This window comes from Acinetobacter sp. ANC 4910 (assembly GCF_004331035.1).
GTDB lineage: Bacteria > Pseudomonadota > Gammaproteobacteria > Pseudomonadales > Moraxellaceae > Acinetobacter.
The window spans coordinates 28,075-45,117 of record NZ_SJNT01000013.1; the positions used below are offsets into that span (position 1 = coordinate 28,075).

16 protein-coding genes are annotated in these 17,043 nt (G+C 39.0%); 6 read left to right on the plus strand and 10 right to left on the minus strand.

Annotated elements, in window-relative coordinates:
• Positions 1 to 3 precede the first annotated feature (3 nt).
• The 6 genes from clpS to rpiA all read right to left on the minus strand — a co-directional run bounded on the left by clpS (position 4) and on the right by rpiA (position 5,130).
• The gene (gene clpS, locus E0H82_RS13390) at positions 4 to 417 is read right to left on the minus strand and encodes an ATP-dependent Clp protease adapter ClpS (RefSeq protein WP_131265255.1); all 414 of its coding nucleotides are present in this window, start codon (positions 415 to 417) and stop codon (positions 4 to 6) included.
• A gap of 15 nt (positions 418 to 432) precedes the next feature.
• Complete coding sequence (locus tag E0H82_RS13395; protein WP_131265256.1) at positions 433 to 1,185, minus strand: DUF6776 family protein; 753 nt, start codon at positions 1,183 to 1,185, stop codon at positions 433 to 435.
• Positions 1,186 to 1,263: 78 nt separating this feature from the next.
• Positions 1,264 to 2,313 carry an N-acetyl-gamma-glutamyl-phosphate reductase gene (gene argC, locus E0H82_RS13400; protein ID WP_131265257.1) on the minus strand — a complete coding sequence of 350 codons (1,050 nt, stop codon included), beginning with the start codon at positions 2,311 to 2,313 and terminating at the stop codon, positions 1,264 to 1,266.
• Positions 2,314 to 2,418: 105 nt separating this feature from the next.
• Positions 2,419 to 3,540, minus strand: coding sequence for a GGDEF domain-containing protein (locus E0H82_RS13405; protein ID WP_131265315.1), 1,122 nt, complete (start codon positions 3,538 to 3,540; stop codon positions 2,419 to 2,421).
• A 163-nt stretch (positions 3,541 to 3,703) separates the two neighbouring features.
• Entirely contained in the window at positions 3,704 to 4,387 is a 684-nt protein-coding gene (locus E0H82_RS13410; protein ID WP_131265258.1) for a M48 family metallopeptidase, read from the minus strand.
• Between the two features lie 71 nt (positions 4,388 to 4,458).
• On the minus strand, positions 4,459 to 5,130 hold the full coding sequence (rpiA, locus tag E0H82_RS13415; RefSeq protein WP_016167805.1) for a ribose-5-phosphate isomerase RpiA: 672 nt from the start codon (positions 5,128 to 5,130) through the stop codon (positions 4,459 to 4,461).
• 105 nt (positions 5,131 to 5,235) lie between these two features.
• Between rpiA and ilvA the strand changes: the two genes are divergently transcribed.
• Entirely contained in the window at positions 5,236 to 6,774 is a 1,539-nt protein-coding gene (gene ilvA, locus E0H82_RS13420; RefSeq protein WP_131265259.1) for a threonine ammonia-lyase, biosynthetic, read from the plus strand.
• Positions 6,775 to 6,820: 46 nt separating this feature from the next.
• On the opposite strand, the gene E0H82_RS13425 is transcribed toward ilvA, so the two are convergent.
• Positions 6,821 to 7,363, minus strand: coding sequence for a hypothetical protein (locus tag E0H82_RS13425; RefSeq protein ID WP_131265260.1), 543 nt, complete (start codon positions 7,361 to 7,363; stop codon positions 6,821 to 6,823).
• A 156-nt stretch (positions 7,364 to 7,519) separates the two neighbouring features.
• Here E0H82_RS13425 and E0H82_RS13430 point away from each other — a divergent pair, with 156 nt between their 5' ends.
• Positions 7,520 to 8,170 carry a potassium channel family protein gene (locus tag E0H82_RS13430; protein ID WP_131265261.1) on the plus strand — a complete coding sequence of 217 codons (651 nt, stop codon included), beginning with the start codon at positions 7,520 to 7,522 and terminating at the stop codon, positions 8,168 to 8,170.
• A gap of 1 nt (position 8,171) precedes the next feature.
• Positions 8,172 to 9,512: a TrkH family potassium uptake protein gene (locus E0H82_RS13435; RefSeq protein ID WP_131265262.1), complete on the plus strand. Its 1,341-nt coding sequence runs from the start codon at positions 8,172 to 8,174 to the stop codon at positions 9,510 to 9,512.
• A gap of 272 nt (positions 9,513 to 9,784) precedes the next feature.
• Here E0H82_RS13435 and E0H82_RS13440 read toward each other — a convergent pair whose 3' ends face one another.
• The 3 genes from E0H82_RS13440 to E0H82_RS13450 form a co-directional block, all read right to left on the minus strand.
• The gene (locus E0H82_RS13440) at positions 9,785 to 10,927 is read right to left on the minus strand and encodes a phospholipase A (RefSeq protein WP_131265263.1); all 1,143 of its coding nucleotides are present in this window, start codon (positions 10,925 to 10,927) and stop codon (positions 9,785 to 9,787) included.
• Positions 10,928 to 10,951: 24 nt separating this feature from the next.
• A complete protein-coding gene (locus E0H82_RS13445) occupies positions 10,952 to 13,891 on the minus strand; it encodes an insulinase family protein (protein ID WP_131265264.1) in 2,940 nt (979 codons plus the stop codon).
• A 154-nt stretch (positions 13,892 to 14,045) separates the two neighbouring features.
• The gene (locus tag E0H82_RS13450) at positions 14,046 to 14,495 is read right to left on the minus strand and encodes a GNAT family N-acetyltransferase (protein ID WP_131265265.1); all 450 of its coding nucleotides are present in this window, start codon (positions 14,493 to 14,495) and stop codon (positions 14,046 to 14,048) included.
• Between the two features lie 148 nt (positions 14,496 to 14,643).
• Here E0H82_RS13450 and E0H82_RS13455 point away from each other — a divergent pair, with 148 nt between their 5' ends.
• The 3 genes from E0H82_RS13455 to E0H82_RS13465 are packed head-to-tail and all read left to right on the plus strand — an operon-like array spanning position 14,644 to position 16,607.
• Entirely contained in the window at positions 14,644 to 15,651 is a 1,008-nt protein-coding gene (locus tag E0H82_RS13455; RefSeq protein ID WP_131265266.1) for an adenosine kinase, read from the plus strand.
• A 14-nt stretch (positions 15,652 to 15,665) separates the two neighbouring features.
• Positions 15,666 to 15,974, plus strand: coding sequence for a Rieske (2Fe-2S) protein (locus tag E0H82_RS13460; protein ID WP_165492958.1), 309 nt, complete (start codon positions 15,666 to 15,668; stop codon positions 15,972 to 15,974).
• A 15-nt stretch (positions 15,975 to 15,989) separates the two neighbouring features.
• Complete coding sequence (locus tag E0H82_RS13465; RefSeq protein WP_131265267.1) at positions 15,990 to 16,607, plus strand: OB-fold-containig protein; 618 nt, start codon at positions 15,990 to 15,992, stop codon at positions 16,605 to 16,607.
• The last annotated feature ends 436 nt before the right edge of the window (positions 16,608 to 17,043 follow it).

The window sequence follows — 17,043 nt, forward strand, 5'->3', positions numbered from 1 at the left end:
CCCTTAATCTTTTGGCTCAATCTGACAAAGTAGTGGATGACCTTGAGATCGAGCGTAATTATTGACTTGGTTCGCTTTGGTTTCCGCGATGTCTCTTGGATATACGCCTGCAACACCTTTACCTTCGTAATGTACTGTTAACATTACTTGAGTGGCTTGGTCAAGATTCATTGCAAAGTATTGTTGTAAAATTTCAATTACAAAGTCCATTGGGGTGTAATCATCGTTCATTAAAACGACAGCATACAAAGATGGGCGCTTTAATTCGGGTGGCGCAGTTTGTACAGCAACATCCCCATGCTCATCGTGCTGAGGCTCATCCACTAAACGAGGATTAAAATGCCAGTCCACTAAACCAGACTGATAAAAACTACTTTTAATGTCGTTTAGACAAATTTGGCGTTTCGAATTTCGCATAAGATATAATTACAACTATTGGGCATTCGCTTCAGCTTGAGGAATTTCAGAAATATTGGCAGATGGTGATTCTACTGCATTCCCTTTAGCCCAACTAAAGCGTTTAATTACAGGTGTATTCGTTCCAGTTAAACGAACTTCTACAAATTGTGGGGTAAAACCCTTAGGCATTGTCCAACGCCCAGTCAAACGCTCGTATTCATCAAAATTAAAGTTTTTATCTTCCATTGGAACAACCAAAACGTCAGTACCTTGAATGAGACGTAACTCTACCTCCCCAGAAGTATTACGTTTACTTGGGCTGACTTGCACTAAATCTAGCTGATATTCAAAAGCATTTTCAGGTAAAGGCTTAATACTTAGGTTCTGTACAGTTAAGCTTAGACCACCGCGTTGGCGCAACACTTCACGATAAAGTGCACCCAAACCACGGGCCTGATTTTCACTGTCCTTCGCCTGATTGAGTGCCGTGAATAAATCATTTGAATTACTTACCGCAACATCCCGCTCTTGTACCGCGGTATTCATGCTTTTGTTTAAGCCTTCAAGCGTTTGTTTTTGCTTTTGTACAACTTCAACCAGTTGTTCGGCATCTGCATCATAACCAACCACTGTTAAACCCTGCCGATGCCCTACCGAATAGCCAATAAAACCACTTCCGAGCACCAAAACGGCAGCACCAATCACTAAAGGTAAATTGGTTTCAAGAAAAGGCTTTTTGACAGGTTCATTCGATTGTGACGTAGTGTTCGAGTCAGTATTCTGCATCGTCATCTCTTGTTTTGAATTATTCAAAACACACATTTAAATCTAAATTTAAATGTGTGTGAAGATATTTAATAAGTTTTATGGTAATAAACCAATGCCTTCTAGTCCTGCTGTTTCAGCAAAACCGAACATTAAGTTCATATTTTGAACAGCCTGACCAGCAGCACCTTTGACCAAGTTATCTTGCGCCACTAAAACCACCAATTTCTTAGGTTGTGGCTTATAAAGAGCGATACGCAATTGATTGGCTCCACGCACTGAACGAGTCTCAGGTGAACTATTTTCAGGCATTACATCGATGAAACTTTCGTTTGCATAGAATTGTTCATACCATGTTTGTAAATCAACAGCAGCACCAGCATCCGTCAAATCCACATAAATGGTACTGAGCATGCCACGAATCATAGGTACCAGATGCGGAACAAATAAGATCTGATCAAAAACACCAGTTTGACCTGAAATATTTTCTAATGCTTCTACAATTTCAGGATGGTGACGATGTCCTGCTACGCCATAAGCTTTGAAGTTATCAGCGTTTTCAGTGTAAATCATGCCCATACTGGCTTTACGTCCAGCACCAGAAACACCTGATTTCGCATCAATAATAATACTCTCAGGTTTAACCAATGTATCGCTATGCTTAAACAATGGTGCTAAGCCAAGCTGTACCGTTGTTGGATAACAACCTGGGTTACCAATGACATTTGCCTGCTTAATTTTGTCGCGGTTCAGTTCTGATAGACCATAGACCGAATCTTTAAGCAGTTCAGGGCAAGCATGTTGCATGCCATACCATTTTTCAAATTGCACCAAATTTTGCAAACGAAAGTCTGCTGCTAAATCAATTACTTTGGTATTTGCTGCAACCAGTTCTTCGGCATGCTTCATGGCTACGCCATGCGGTGTCGCAAAAAACACCACATCACACTGTTTTAATTGTTCGATATTTAAGTCTGAATATTTCAGGTCTGTATGTCCACGTAAGCTCGGGAACATATCATCGACACGGCGCCCATTTTCAGTCCGTGATGTCAGTACATTGACTTGTACATTTGGATGTCGAAGCAATAGGCGCAATAATTCAACACCTGTATAACCTGTTCCACCAACAATACCTACTGAAATCACGCGTTTTACCCCTATTCAAAAGCAGCCATTTTGTAACTGCGTAGTATGACAGGAAGTTGAGGCTTTCTAAACTGTTTTACTTGGATTTTCTATGTTTTAGTGTTGTTAAAGCTTTAATTCGATGCAGGGAGAAATCACTTTGGTATGATCCAAACCTATACAATTCCGTCCAGATCGCTTCGCGGAATACAATAGTTGATCAGCAACACCTATTGCCTGTATAAAATCTTGCTCAAAGATCTGCGCTAAACCAAAACTGGCAGTCACTGATATTTTACTGACTGATAACTGACTAGTTTCTATATTGACCCGAATACGTTCGGCAATTGTATAAGCCTGATGTTGGTCGTCTACCTGTAGAAGCAGAATAAACTCTTCACCACCAAAACGCCCAACCAAATCTTGATCTCGAACATTTTCTCGAATAATCTGCCCAACCTGTTGCAAAATACTATCGCCAATCAAATGCCCATGTTGATCATTGATACGCTTAAAATGATCAATATCACACATGAGCAAAAAATAGCTGTGTTGAGATATGCATGAAAGTACTGACTTTGCCTTTTCATAAAAACCACGTCGATTTAATAAATTGGTCAATGGGTCTTTCAAACGCTCATCATTCAACTTATGAATAATGTCTCGCGCCAAGGTTCCCAATAAAACAATCGCAAACCACATACTTAAAAAAATACTTGCGGCAAGCATCATTAACCACCAAACGGAGGTAACAAGCATATCTGCTTCAATATTACTTAAAAATAGATAAATAATTAAACTGCGTGTAAAGGTATAGATCACAATGAAAAAATAAGAGAAATCTACAATTTTATTTAAGATATCAACATCTTGATAATGCCTAAATATCGAAAATAAAACCAACGACTCTACTGTTGCGATAGCAGAATTAAGAATCAACATCCTGATCCACAATTCATTGTCTACATATGAAAAATAGCTCAGCAACAATAGTGCTATCGCAATTAAACCAAAACACCAATACGAATGTGCATGGGCTTTTTTTCTTAAGGCCATTGCATAGGCGCTCGCCCAAGCCCCAAATAAATACATTCCTCCCAGTAACGGCGCATACAAAGCCAACTCCAAATTAGACATAAAGCTTTGTGCTGCCACTGAAAAAGAAGGCACGATATAACCTAGACCTAGCCAAAATAAATATTTTGGAGCCTGATAAAAATAATGGCATATTAAAAACAAGCTTCCCATTAAGATCAGGCAAGCTGGAACAATTAATATAAAATAATGGGTATCTGTAAGATTCACGTCCAATACCAAAAATTTGTACTAAAAGTAACCGCAGTGTAGATGATTTATTTACTCATTCAAACTCAAATCGACCATATCAATCACATCGTAAAATTTAGGTATTTTAAGAAGAGAACCACCAAAAGGGTAATGTTGTATTTTTTAAGGTATGGCGATGCTGTTTAAAGTTTGGATCGTGCTCAGTGACTTTTGCCCAAAAATGAGCACTATGATCAAAATAAACGGTGTGAGCCAATTCATGCACACACACATAGCGTGTAATTTCCATAGGAAACAAAACCAAAGCACTATTCAACATAATGTCATGCTTCGCACTACAACTCCCCCAACGCGTTTTAGGTTGTCGAATACTGCACTGCGAATATTGCAACCCCGTCTCACCAGCAACTTGTGCCAAATAAAGTGGTAAATGCTGCTTTGCATAAGCAATGATAAAAGCTTTTAAATATTGTTCAGGCTGTCGATCACTCACCCAAAGCTGATGATTTTGTTCATCAAAAATAAAAGATTGCTTTTGTGTTTTATAAATAACTGGTAAAGGTTGCTCTAGATTAAACAGGTTCAATTGTATCGGTAGGCTTCGATCGAGCTGCCCCATTTTATTTTGTTGTTTTTTCCATGTTTCTTGCATCCATTGCTCAGACTCACTCAAGAAAGCCTGTATTTGTTTTTGGCTACAAAACTTCGGAACGGTTAAGCGAATTTGAGTAGGCTCAACCCGTAAACGTAACCGCGTTGCACGAGCATGATGAGTGATTTGGATTTCAGGTACGTCTGCTAAGGTCATTAATATTATTCTTTTATTTAATCATCCTCCCCAGCCCTCCTTTCAAAAAGGAGGGCTGGGGAGATTTAAAATTAAACCGCAGTACGTTCTTCAATACCATTGTCTGTAGCAACGATAGCAATATCCGCTTTGTTTAAAGCAAAAATACCGTTACATACCACACCTGGAATGTTATTGATGGTTTTTTCAAGTTCAAGTGCATTCAGAATATTTAAGTTATAAACATCTAAAATCACATTGCCATTATCTGTCACTACACCTTCACGGTAAACTGGATCACCACCCAAGCTCACGATTTTACGTGCCACAGCAGAACGTGCCATAGGAATCACTTCTACAGGTAATGGGAACTCACGACCCAATTGTTCAACCCATTTTGAATCATCAACAATACACACAAACTTCTTTGCAATTGATGCCACAATCTTTTCACGAGTTAATGCAGCACCACCACCTTTAATCATATGCATATGACGGTCAATTTCGTCGGCACCATCTACATAGGCATCTAAGCCACCGACATGGTTCATATCAACCACTTCAATGCCAAGTTTCTTTAAACGCTCTGCCGTTGCTTCTGAGCTTGCAACAGCCGCTTCAAGTTGAAGTTCTGGTAAAAGCTCAATTAAAAAATTAACGGTACTGCCTGTACCTACCCCTAAAATGCCACCTTTTGGTAAGTGTTTTAAAGCGGCTTTCGCTGCTGCTTGTTTTTTCTCATCTTGGGTTGCATATAGACTCATGACATCACTCAACTTTTTTTCACGTTTTGCGCAATTTTAAAACGCAAATGTGTAGGGGTTTGTTACAATAAGCGCCTATTTTAAACTGTTAGATGGAAAATTAACATGCTGTCTCGTTTGGTTCGACAAATTTTACAAGCAACGGTGTATGACGTTGCAATCGAAACCCCACTCGAAGCAGCGCCACGAATTAGTGAAAAGCTAAACAACAACATTCGCTTTAAACGCGAAGACTTACAACCTGTCTTTTCTTTCAAACTACGCGGTGCGTATAACCGCATTAGTCAATTACCGAAATCTCAGTTGGAACGTGGCGTTATTACTGCTTCAGCAGGTAACCATGCTCAAGGCGTGGCTTTATCTGGTCAAAAGTTAGGTATTCACGCCATTATTGTTATGCCAAAAACCACGCCTGATATTAAGGTGCAAGCCGTAAAACGTTTAGGTGGTGATGTTATTCTACATGGTGACTCATTTGATGTTGCCAATAAATATGCCATTCAACGTGCTAAAGATGAAGGTATGACCTTTATTCCACCTTATGACGATGAACTGGTGATGGCGGGTCAAGGCACCATTGCCAATGAAATTTTACGTCAATGGCGTGATGTCGAATATGTATTCGTTGCTGTGGGTGGCGGTGGTTTAATTGCAGGTATCGCTGCATATTTAGGTGATGTCGCACCGCATGTGAAAATTATTCCTGTTGAATATGACGAATCGGCTTGTTTAAAAGCAGCATTTGAAGCCAATGAACGTGTGATTCTACCTCAAGTTGGTCTATTTGCAGATGGTACAGCCGTCGCACAAATTGGTGAAAAACCATTTGAAGTATTACAACTGCAAAAATCAGACAACTCTGGGCCTATTGTTGAGCGTGAAGTCGTTCTGGTGAACACTGACGAAATTTGTGCAGCCATTAAAGATACTTATGACGAATGTCGTAGCATTGTCGAACCTTCTGGTGCGATGGCTTTAGCAGGTATTAAAAAATACGTTGAAGAACACAATATTCACGGTAAAAATATGGTGTCAATTGTTTGCGGTGCAAACATGAACTTTGACCGTTTACGCTATATCGCAGAACGTACAGAACTCGGTGAACACAAAGAAGCGATTTTTGCAGTAACTATTCCAGAAGAAAAAGGTTCTTTCCTCAAATTCTGCCGTGCGCTACAAGGTCGTAACATCACCGAGTTTAACTATCGTGCAAGCAATGCATCTGCCGCGCAAGTTTTTGTAGGCATTAGCCTAAAAAGTGGTGAAAAAGAACGCCATGACATTCATGAGTTACTCAAGACTCAATATGATGTCGATGATCTTTCTGATGATGAAGTTGCAAAACTACACATTCGCTACTTAGTCGGTGGTCATGCAGATTTAGAAAATGAGCGCTTGTTCCGTGTCGAGTTTCCAGAGCGTCCTGGCGCATTGCTCACTTTCCTTGAGCGTTTAGGGCCAACCCATAACATTACCCTATTCCACTACCGTAACCACGGTGCTGCCGAAGGTCGCGTTTTGGTCGGTTTAGAAGCCAGCGATGCCAAACAGAATCCAGATGGCTTGATTGAAACATTGGAAAGTATTACTTATCCATACGTGGAAATTACCAACAATCTTGGTTACCAACGCTTTTTAAAATAATCAATTGAGTCAACCCAAACAGAGTCTTTATGGCTCTGTTTGTCATTTAAATAGACCAAGACATTTCAGAAGGTTGATATTTTTCAACTTTTAAACCAGCACCATCAAATTGCTGATTAAATAACACACAGAATGCTTCTATTTTTTTTGACTGATTTGGTACGGCGAGCCAATAGTGCTCCTCTCCCCAAAGCAACAATAATGCAAAATTCTGAGATTTCAAAAATTTATAAATTTCATCTAAGATGATTTCTAAAATTTGATCCTGTACCCGATAAAACCGTCCAATCACATGCTCAAATTGCTCATAGTGTTTTAAGATTGGATCTGCACGTGATTGTATTTGTGCTTGCACCATTTCAATTTCAGTGGTCATGTGCTGAAAAACAGGATGTGCTGCCAGTCCATTTTCCAAATATTGATGCATGTTCAATGCAATCAAATATTCAAAAGTTTGTTCACTCTCCTGAGTATTTAACCAAGTTAAAAAGTGTTCAGCTTTTGTACGATACTTTTTTTTAGGTAATGGATGCTGTTTCAGCTCAGGAAACCACTTTCTTAACTGCTTATAAATTTTCTTTTCATTCATACTAAACCCCTAATTATTTTATTCATTTTGCTTTTACTACTAAATGTACAGTCAATGCCGCAAAACTTCATTTCAAACATCAATTAACGCTATGATTAGACATTATGAAATTTAAATGTGTAAATAATAATACACCTAACAAAATAAGGACCTAACATGGCTCAATTTGCAGTGATTGGTTTAGGAAGTTTTGGTGCAACTGTTGCAACTGAATTGGTCGATTTAAAGCATGATGTTCTTGGCATCGACAGCAATAAAAAATATGTAGAAAACATTTCTGATGTATTAACCCATGCTGTCATTGCAGATGCTACGGATGAACACGTACTCAATGAATTAAACATTCAAAACTGTGATGCCGTTGTGGTGGCCATTGGGGAGGATATTGAAGCCAGTATTCTTTGTGTTTTACATCTCAAGAACCTTGGCATTGAAAAAATTTGGGTAAAAGCAAAATCAAAATCCCACCATATGATCCTGAGTCATTTGGGGATCAACAAAATTATTCATCCAGAAGAAGATATGGGCGTCCGTGTTGCACAGTCGCTTAGCTACCCAATGGTCAGCCGCTATATGTCTTTGGATGATGATCGCTATATGGTAAAAATTGAGATTAAAGACAATTTACATGGCACTCGTTTTCAAACCATTTGCGAGTACAACTCAGAAATTAAAGTTATATTACACAAGCGTGGTAAAGATCTTTCATATCAGGTAGACCCTAATTTGGTATTACAACATGGTGATATCATTGTGGTTGAGGGTCACTTGGAACAACTACGAAAATTATCGAATCGTTTTAAATAATATGAAAATAATACGAAAAAAGCCCAAAAACACGGTTAACTTAAGCCCTCCTAGCTTATTAGCACTCGGCTTTTTAAGTTTTATCCTTATTGGGACCTTGCTGCTCAAATTGCCCATTGCCCATCATGGCGATTTGTCTTGGATACATGCACTATTCACAGCAACATCAGCAGTCACAATTACAGGTTTATCTGCTGTCAATGTCGGTGAAGCTTATACTGTATTTGGCAAAGTCGTCATTATGCTATTGCTGCAATGTGGTGGTTTAGGTTTTATGACTTTCGCCATTTTAGCCGTAATGAGCCTTTCAAATAAAATTGGGCTAAAACAGCAAATTATGGCGCAAGAAACAATTGGACACACCAGTTTATCTAAGGTCTCACACACCATTAAAGCAGTTCTATTGTACTCATTATTTTTCGAAGCCATTGGTACATTTATTCTCACGATTGCTTGGATGCAAGAATATGACTTTTTAAAAGCTTTCTTTTATGCAGCCTTTTACAGTGTTTCAGCCTTTAATAATGGTGGATTTTCATTATTTCCCAATAGCTTAATGGACTTTTCTAGCCAATATTTTATTACATTTACCATTAGCCTGCTATACATTATTGGCGGTATTGGTTTCTTGGTCTTAATGGATATTAAACACAAAAGAAGCTGGAAAAAACTAAGTCCAAATAGCAAGCTAATTTTATTGACTATTGCTGGTCTCAATCTATTTTCCTTTGTCATATTTTGGTTATTAGAAGTCAATAATCCTCTTACACTCGCCCCAATGAGTACGATGGAACAAGCAGTCAATGCATGGTTCCATGCGACTGTTCCGCGTTCATCTGGGTTTAACAGTTTAAATGTAGGCGACATGACTGACGCATCTGCACTGGTGACCATGGTGCTCATGTTTATTGGCGGTGGCTCTTTAAGTACGGCGGGCGGTATTAAAGTCGGTACTTTTATTGTGGTTACCTTAAGCGTGGTCAGCTTTTTACGCCGTGCGGATGAAATACGTATTTTTAATTTTTCTATCCCACAAAATACGTCATTCAAAGCCATGGCTGTAGTGTCTATTACCGCTATGTTGGTGTTTATGGGTTTTTTGACCTTATTGCTATTAGAACCTAAACACCATTTCCTCGATTTACTTTTTGAGGCTGTATCGGCAGCCTGTACGGTTGGTCTGTCACGTGGTATTACCTCCGACTTACAACCTGCCAGTCAAATTACCTTAATGCTGTTGATGTTTGCTGGTCGACTTGGCCCACTTACTTTAGCCTATATGATTGCCACGCCGAAAAAAACACGCTTAAAACATCCACCTACAGATATTCAGATCGGTTGAAGATTTCAGGATGCCTCGCTACTAAAAAGGGAAAATATTTGAGAATTTAGTCGGCATCCTATTCTATTCTGTACGGATAAACTATGAGTGAAGCTCAAATAATTTCGAGTATAAAGTGAATACAAGCCTTTTTCAGTGAGCCAGTACTGCGCCATTTACACCATAGAATACTGCCAGATAAAGGATTGTGAAACAGCGTAATAAACTACAAAGATTGCATAAAAAAAGCCTGAAATTTTAATTTCAGGCTTTTTAAACGTACTCAAAAAGTATCAGTACCAATTCAGTAACGATACCCCCAACCCGACATAGGTTGCACGATGATTATAATCAATCAAACTTTCACCATAACCATCAAACAACTGGAATTGACCACGCAATTTGCCATGAATTGGAAATGACCAATCAAATTGTACTGCGCCGTGAGAATCATCTCCGCCTTTTAAAGAGTGGCGTAACATTAAAGAAAAATCATGATCATCTTTACGGTAGAATGCTGTTATGTCACCCCGTCCCATATAATCTTTAATGTCTGGATTGTTATCATCTTTAGCATTTTCGTCAAAACGATACCAAGGACGAATCATCAAAGCAAAATTATCACGCTCAAAGCCTAAATTTAAAATAGCCCTATTCCAACTACGTGATAATGGATCTGAACGACCATTGGACTGGTGATTTAAAGTGATCCCAAAAAGACGCGCATTTAAACCCAAAATTTCATAATTGGTGCGAAACATTAAACTCGCTTCAGGCTCATAATTGGTTTCACGAAATGGGCGCGACTCATCTTCGTTATAAACTTGCCAACGCGAAGACTGTGTGTACCCTACCCAAATATCACCATTATCACCAAATAAATTTTCTACAGCTTTGGTCTTGAGTGAGATTTGAAACTTTGCCTCAGTCGATTTTAAGTTTTGGTCTTCATCCACGGTATTACGCGGGTTTGGACTATCTGGAAATTCATTTTTCTTACTTGACCAAAACACAGGCAACAAATATACGGGCTTGTAAGCACGAATATTCCAAGTCCCTAACTTACTGTCTGGCGATAATTCCCAGCGTTTATCTAGCAAAGACTGATTGGGGTCAATTTTCGGACCCTCCAGTGCAAATAAATTGCTAAAACTATTGCCTTGCTTCTCAGTGCCTTGCGGTTCCTGCTGTTTCGTTGCCGTTTGCTTGACTAAAACAGGTTCTACAACCTTTGGTTTTTCTTCGGTTGCAGGTGTTTTAAATAAGGTATCATAACAAGCCAATCGATCTGCATTTGACTCTAAACCTACACAAGCTTCTGGACTAGCAGGTGAAATTTGCTCTGCTGAATCTTGTGCATAGGCAGCAGTATATGCCGAGCTGAGCATAATAACGCTCAGCGACAGCACACCACGTTCAAATGATTTGAGCGCCATAAACACACCCCTTTTCTTATTGTATTAATTAACTTGATGAATTTCGAAGCCTAATGCTAACAATTCATCTTTTTTCGCCATTGGGGCCACAACAGCCTTATTGGCTTCTTGATTAAGCAAATATTGTTCCGCTACACGCTTCAAGTCATCCAATGTCACAGACAACAAGCGTTCACGTAATTGTTTGCGGAATGCAGGTGTCCGAGCATGCAACAAAGCATAACAAGCGGTAATCGCTTCGCCCGCTGGTGAACCAGGTTTATCCATAGAAGCAATGAGGCCTAAAATAGCTTCTTCCAACTGATGTGGTTGTTGTTCAGTATTTAACAACCAAGCAACACTGGCTTCAAAATCATTAAAAGTTTCTGCTAAGCGCGGGTCACGGTAGCTATAGAAGCGGAAAGAACACGCATTGCCATCATAACTTGCGCCACCACCATAAGCTCCTCCTTTTTCACGGATTGCACTATGTAAGAAACCATTACGCAAATATGCTGCCAATACCATGAGTGGTGCTGCATCAGCGTGCGCGACATCTACAGCAGGATAGGCTGATGCACAAAATTGTACATTGGCTTGAATTAGCCATGCTTCATCCGCATCGGTATCAACCTGCTCAGCAGTTTTTAAAGTTACAGTGTGTTTAGGAACATCTAACTTGTCCCACACATTTTGAACCTCTTCCACCAAGCGGTCTGATTGATGTTCTTCGCAGACCAACAAGAACTGTTTCGGTGCTTGTAAAAGTTTTAAATGAATCGCTTTTAATTCATTGATCAAATCATCATAAGCCGCTGCATCTTTTTCAATTCGGCTGACCAAATCACCCAGCCAGTTTAATGCACCTAAACCTGTGTTGTGATAATCACGTTGTGCCAAAGCACTGTGGTTACGTCCCGCAATTTGCATGGCATAACTGTGACCTGAACCTGAAAGACGTGATGCCCAACGCGTTTTACGTTGTTGTAATAACTCGACAATTCGATCTTTTTCATCAAAACGTAGCTGTTCAAAAGCCAATTTTAACAAAGCAATACTGTCAAAATTACTCACCAATGATTTAGTGGTCAGCGTTAACCATGCACTAATCTTCTGTTTATCATCCACTTTAGAACGTAAAGAGGCTCCCATACCCAAACCGCCACTCACCGCGGTTTGCAGTTGTTGTAGCTCAAGATAATTATACTGACCTGCACCAACTTCACCCATCAAAATAGATAACAAGTTAAAGTATGGCGATTGCACTACATCTTGCGGAATTTCAATCAGCACCTGATTATAGTAAATACCATTGGTACCTGCATGATAAAGGTTCAGCGGATAGTCAATACGATTTGAGATAATTTCGCGCAATTGCCCTTGTACAATTTGTAGTTCCGCAGGCACATCTTCCAAGCCTACTTTAGGCAACAAATTTAAGTCATCAGGTGTATCTTGACGAACTTTCAGCGCTTCAGTTTGTGCTTGAATCTCTGCTTTTTCCGCTTCGGTCAATTGTGCACCAATTTCGGCTAAACGTGCTTTTTCTGCCGCCGCTTCCACTGCTGACTTGTTGGCATCAGGCACTAAGGTCATTTGCACGCGATGAGGATTATCAATCAAATGTGTTTTGATTAGGTTTGACAACCACATTGGATCTTTGAGTTCTTCTTTCACCGCAGCAATGGCTGAATCGACATCCCAAACCGTGATTGGATCGCTATGATGAATAACGCTGCCCAAACCATTTAAGATGAGGCTTAGACCATACGGCATGCCATCACCATTGATTTCACGTTGGTGCAATTCAATTTGATGTAAAATCGCATCGACCATGTTTTGATCGACCGGTTTTGAAGCAACATCTTCCAAAATTTTAAACACGCCTGCTTTAAACTCTGCCGCATGTTCTGGGTTTGAACCTTGTACGCCACAGTAGAAGGTCATTTCATAGTTAGAGTCATCTACACCCATAATTGGACCTGTAGACTGTGCATAATCACAAGTCTCTAAATAATGGCGTAGCGGAGAAGCTGAATCTTCTAACAGAACCCCTTCCACAAGGCGCATACCTAAACGTAGTTTGATCTCACTGGCTTTAGGCAATAACCACGAAATGATGTGATAAGTTTTGTCTTTTAAATCTTCTGCATCCACCGCATAGGTTTCAGTCACTTCTAGCGGCGCAGTTAAACGACGCTCTTCTTTGGAAAATAGCGTTTCACCTTTTGAAAACTTCGCCAATGCCAAAGTTTCAAACTGTTCTTGTAAGTTGTAAGCAGGCTCATTACCAAAGGTCATGAAAACCGCATTACTTGGGTGATAGTGTGACTTATAGAAATTAACTAACTCTGGGTAAGTTAGATCAGGAATGTCTTTAGGGTCACCACCTGAGTTGTAATGGTAAGTCGTTTCTGGGAATAAATGATGTGCAAGTTGGTGATACAACTGATCTGAAGGAGAACTCATTGCCCCTTTCATTTCATTGAAAACCACACCTTTATAAACAGGCTCACCATTTTCAAGCTCAATACGAATACCTTCTTGAGCAAAATCTAATGGATTTAAATTGGCTGCAAAAGCAGCATCTAAATACACTTCAAGTAAATTCTGGAAATCTTTTTTATTCTGGGTTGCAAATGGATACGCGGTCCAATCCGCAGCGGTAAACGCATTCATAAAAGTATTTAATGAACGTCGAATCATTAAGAAGAACGGGTCACGCACTGGGAATTTTTCAGAACCACACAATGCTGTATGCTCTAAAATATGCGCTTCACCTTTTGAATCCATGGGCTGGGTACGAAAAGCCACCAAGAACACATTTTCATCGTGGTTAGTCGCAAGATGATAATGTACAGCGCCAGTCACTTTATGCTGGTACTCGGTCACTAAAATATCTAAGGCTTCAACATGGTGTTGACGAATCAACTGAAACGCGGGATGTACAGTTTGGGAAAGGGTTTCAGTCACATCTACAGTCATGTGCGCTCCTAATAATCTTTTAAATAAAACTGAAGTGATTATAGCTTTAGTTTGAGCCATAATTCACGTATAAACCCGAGTATTTTATTCGGGTCTGAAACAATACACAGTAACACACTGTGCATTGTGTTAAATGCAGTAAATTACTGAAAAACTAGATTAAATATTTAAAGTAGTTATAACTTGGATTATTTTCAACCCAAACGTAGTTCTGTTTTTGATAAAAATCTGCGGCTAATCGTGTATCCGTATGTAAACAGAGCGCTGAAAAGTTAGGTTTAGCTTTACTTTCCAAGTATGCCAACAGGTCTTTTCCAACGCCATGTCTTCTATATTTGGGATGTACATAAAAACGTCTTACTCGACCAATTCGGCTTTTTTGCCCATCTTCTTCACGTTGTTGATTTAATCCACCACACCCAATCAGCTTTTCACCATCATAAGCAACTAAAAAAAATTCACCTTCATCCTGAAATCTATTTTTGCCATTGGCAAATTCTTCAATTAAACGCTGAACAATATTGAATCCTTCTTTGTTTGCAAGTTTGAGTAAAGTATCAATCTGAGTGGGTAATTGTGTTGCTTCTTGAATGATGAGGTCCATGTTTTATCTATTACCTAACACTGGTTTTTACCTATTAAACAATAAAACACAATCAATTACGCATAATCTTGAATTTTATTCACAAAACTTCTGCAATCCTGAGCATTGGTGTAAACTTAGCGTTTTATTTTAGATGTGATTGAACGACATGACCTCTGTTGATCTTTTTGCAATTGGTAATGCGCTGATTGACCAAGAATTTAAAGTTTCTGATGAATTTCTTACGCAACACAATCTGCAAAAAGGAACCATGCAACTCACCGATGGCGATCAACAAGCAAATTTATATACTCAACTGCAACAGTCTGAAGTTTATAAAGGTCAGGCTTCTGGCGGTTCTGCTGCCAATACAACCGTGGCATTTAGCGCACTTGGTGGTACAGCATTTTATGGCTGCCGCGTAGGTAATGATGAACTAGGTAAAATTTACTTAGATGGCTTAAATGAAGCAGGCATTCAAACCACTGCTAAATCAGTCAGTGATGGTGTAACAGGTACATGTATGGTTCTGGTCAGCCCTGACTCAGAACGTACTATGCAAACCTACTTAGGTATTACAGCAGAACTTTCTGCAGAACAAATTGATTTTGAGCCATTAAAAACTGCACAGTGGCTCTATATTGAAGGTTATTTATCTACGAGCACTACTGCACGTGTTGCAGTCAAACAAGCCCGTAAAATTGCTCGTGCTCATGGAGTCAAAATTGCATTAACGTTGTCTGATCCAGCCATGGTGCAATATGCACGTGATGGTTTAAATGAATTGTTAGATGATGGTGTAGATTTACTCTTTTGTAACCAACAAGAAGCCATGATGTACACCGAAACTACGACAGTTGAAGATGCATTGGCTAAATTGAAGCTACATAGTAAATACGTTGTAATTACATTAAGCGCAGAAGGTGCGATTATTTCATCTGAACAAGAAACCATTCGTGTGCCTGGTCGTGCAGTGACTGCGGTTGATGCTAATGGTGCTGGCGATGCATTCGCTGGTTCATTCCTTTATGCATTGAACACAGGTGAAAATTTACAAACTGCTGCTGAACTCGCAATTTTAATTTCAAGTGAAGTGGTCTCTCAGTTTGGTCCACGACTAACCAATCAAAACTATGCTGAATTGCTTGCCAACTTTCAAAAGAAGGAATGTGCCTAATGCATAAACTTTGTATGACCGAAGACATTCCAGAGCGTGAAGCACGTGCTTTTGAAACGCCAAATGGTGATACGATTTTTATTACACAGCGCGATGGTGCTTTTTTTGCCTATCAGAATGTTTGCCCACACCTACAAGTTGAACTTGAATTTCTTGAAAATCAGTTTCTAGACCGCGATCAAGAATATATAGAGTGCTCTACACACGGTGCATTATTTACTGTAGAAACGGGCGAATGCATATCTGGTCCTTGCCTAGGTCAGTCACTTGAAAAGGTCGAGATAACTGTGCATTCTGATGGTGGAATCTACCTACCTGAATAATATATGGAATTTGCCATGCTTGAGTTAATACACGATATAAATTTAATGCCGTTTCATTTAAGTTTATTAGCACTTGTATTACTCAGCTTGGTAGAAACCATTGGTTACTTTTTACATATTCAACCAAGCCAATTTTTTAAGCGTGTTATTCCTCAAAAACTCGCAGAAGCTCCCTTACTCAACGTAAAATTTTCCAAGATCTTAATTTTAGTCTTCCTGTTGATGAATTTCAGCTTTTCTGGCTATTTCCTTCAATTTAGTTATTTCGCACAACAAGAAAATTTTTTACCCGCATATTACGTTATTCTTCCCGCATTAATTATCGCAATTTTCTTTACTGTGTTTATGATTCATTGTCTAGATCAAGTGATTAGACCTACGCAAATACAGCTTCAATCTAATTTGCTGGGTAGGCTAGCAACCATTTCGAGTGGTAATGCTCGACCAGGTTTCTCTGCTCAAGCTCGAGTTAGAGATGAATATGGTCAACTGCACTATGTACAAGTCGAACCAGAATTTGGCGAGTTGGAATTTCAATCTCAAATTATTTTAATTCGCATTAAACATGCACATTACATCGCCAAAAAAATCTCAAAATCAAATGAACTTTTCTCTAATGACTTACACAAATAAGTAGGCTCTCGAACACTTAGCGCCCTATTTAGCTTTAATCCTTATTCGCTTTTACTCCCCCTTAATACTGTACTAACTGTACTAACTGTACTAACTGTACTAAGTTTAATTCAGCAGATAAATCACAACAGCTCAAGGACTTCTTGAGCCTGTAGGATAAAAAAATTTACAAATAAGCCTCCCTCACCCCTTTCAATTATGTGTATATTTATTAATCAATAATAAATAACATGAGCATTAATTAAGAAAACTAAATCTCAAACCAACTCTTTTAGTATAGTTTAATAATCAATCTATTTTTAAATAGACTAAAATAGTTTGTTTTATTATTTTTAAATAAAAGCATTTTAGTCGGATTTAAATACATTAAATCACAACCGTTTTAGTCAGAAATAAAGCCTTGATTTCTAGAATAGAAATAACACACAACCAACCA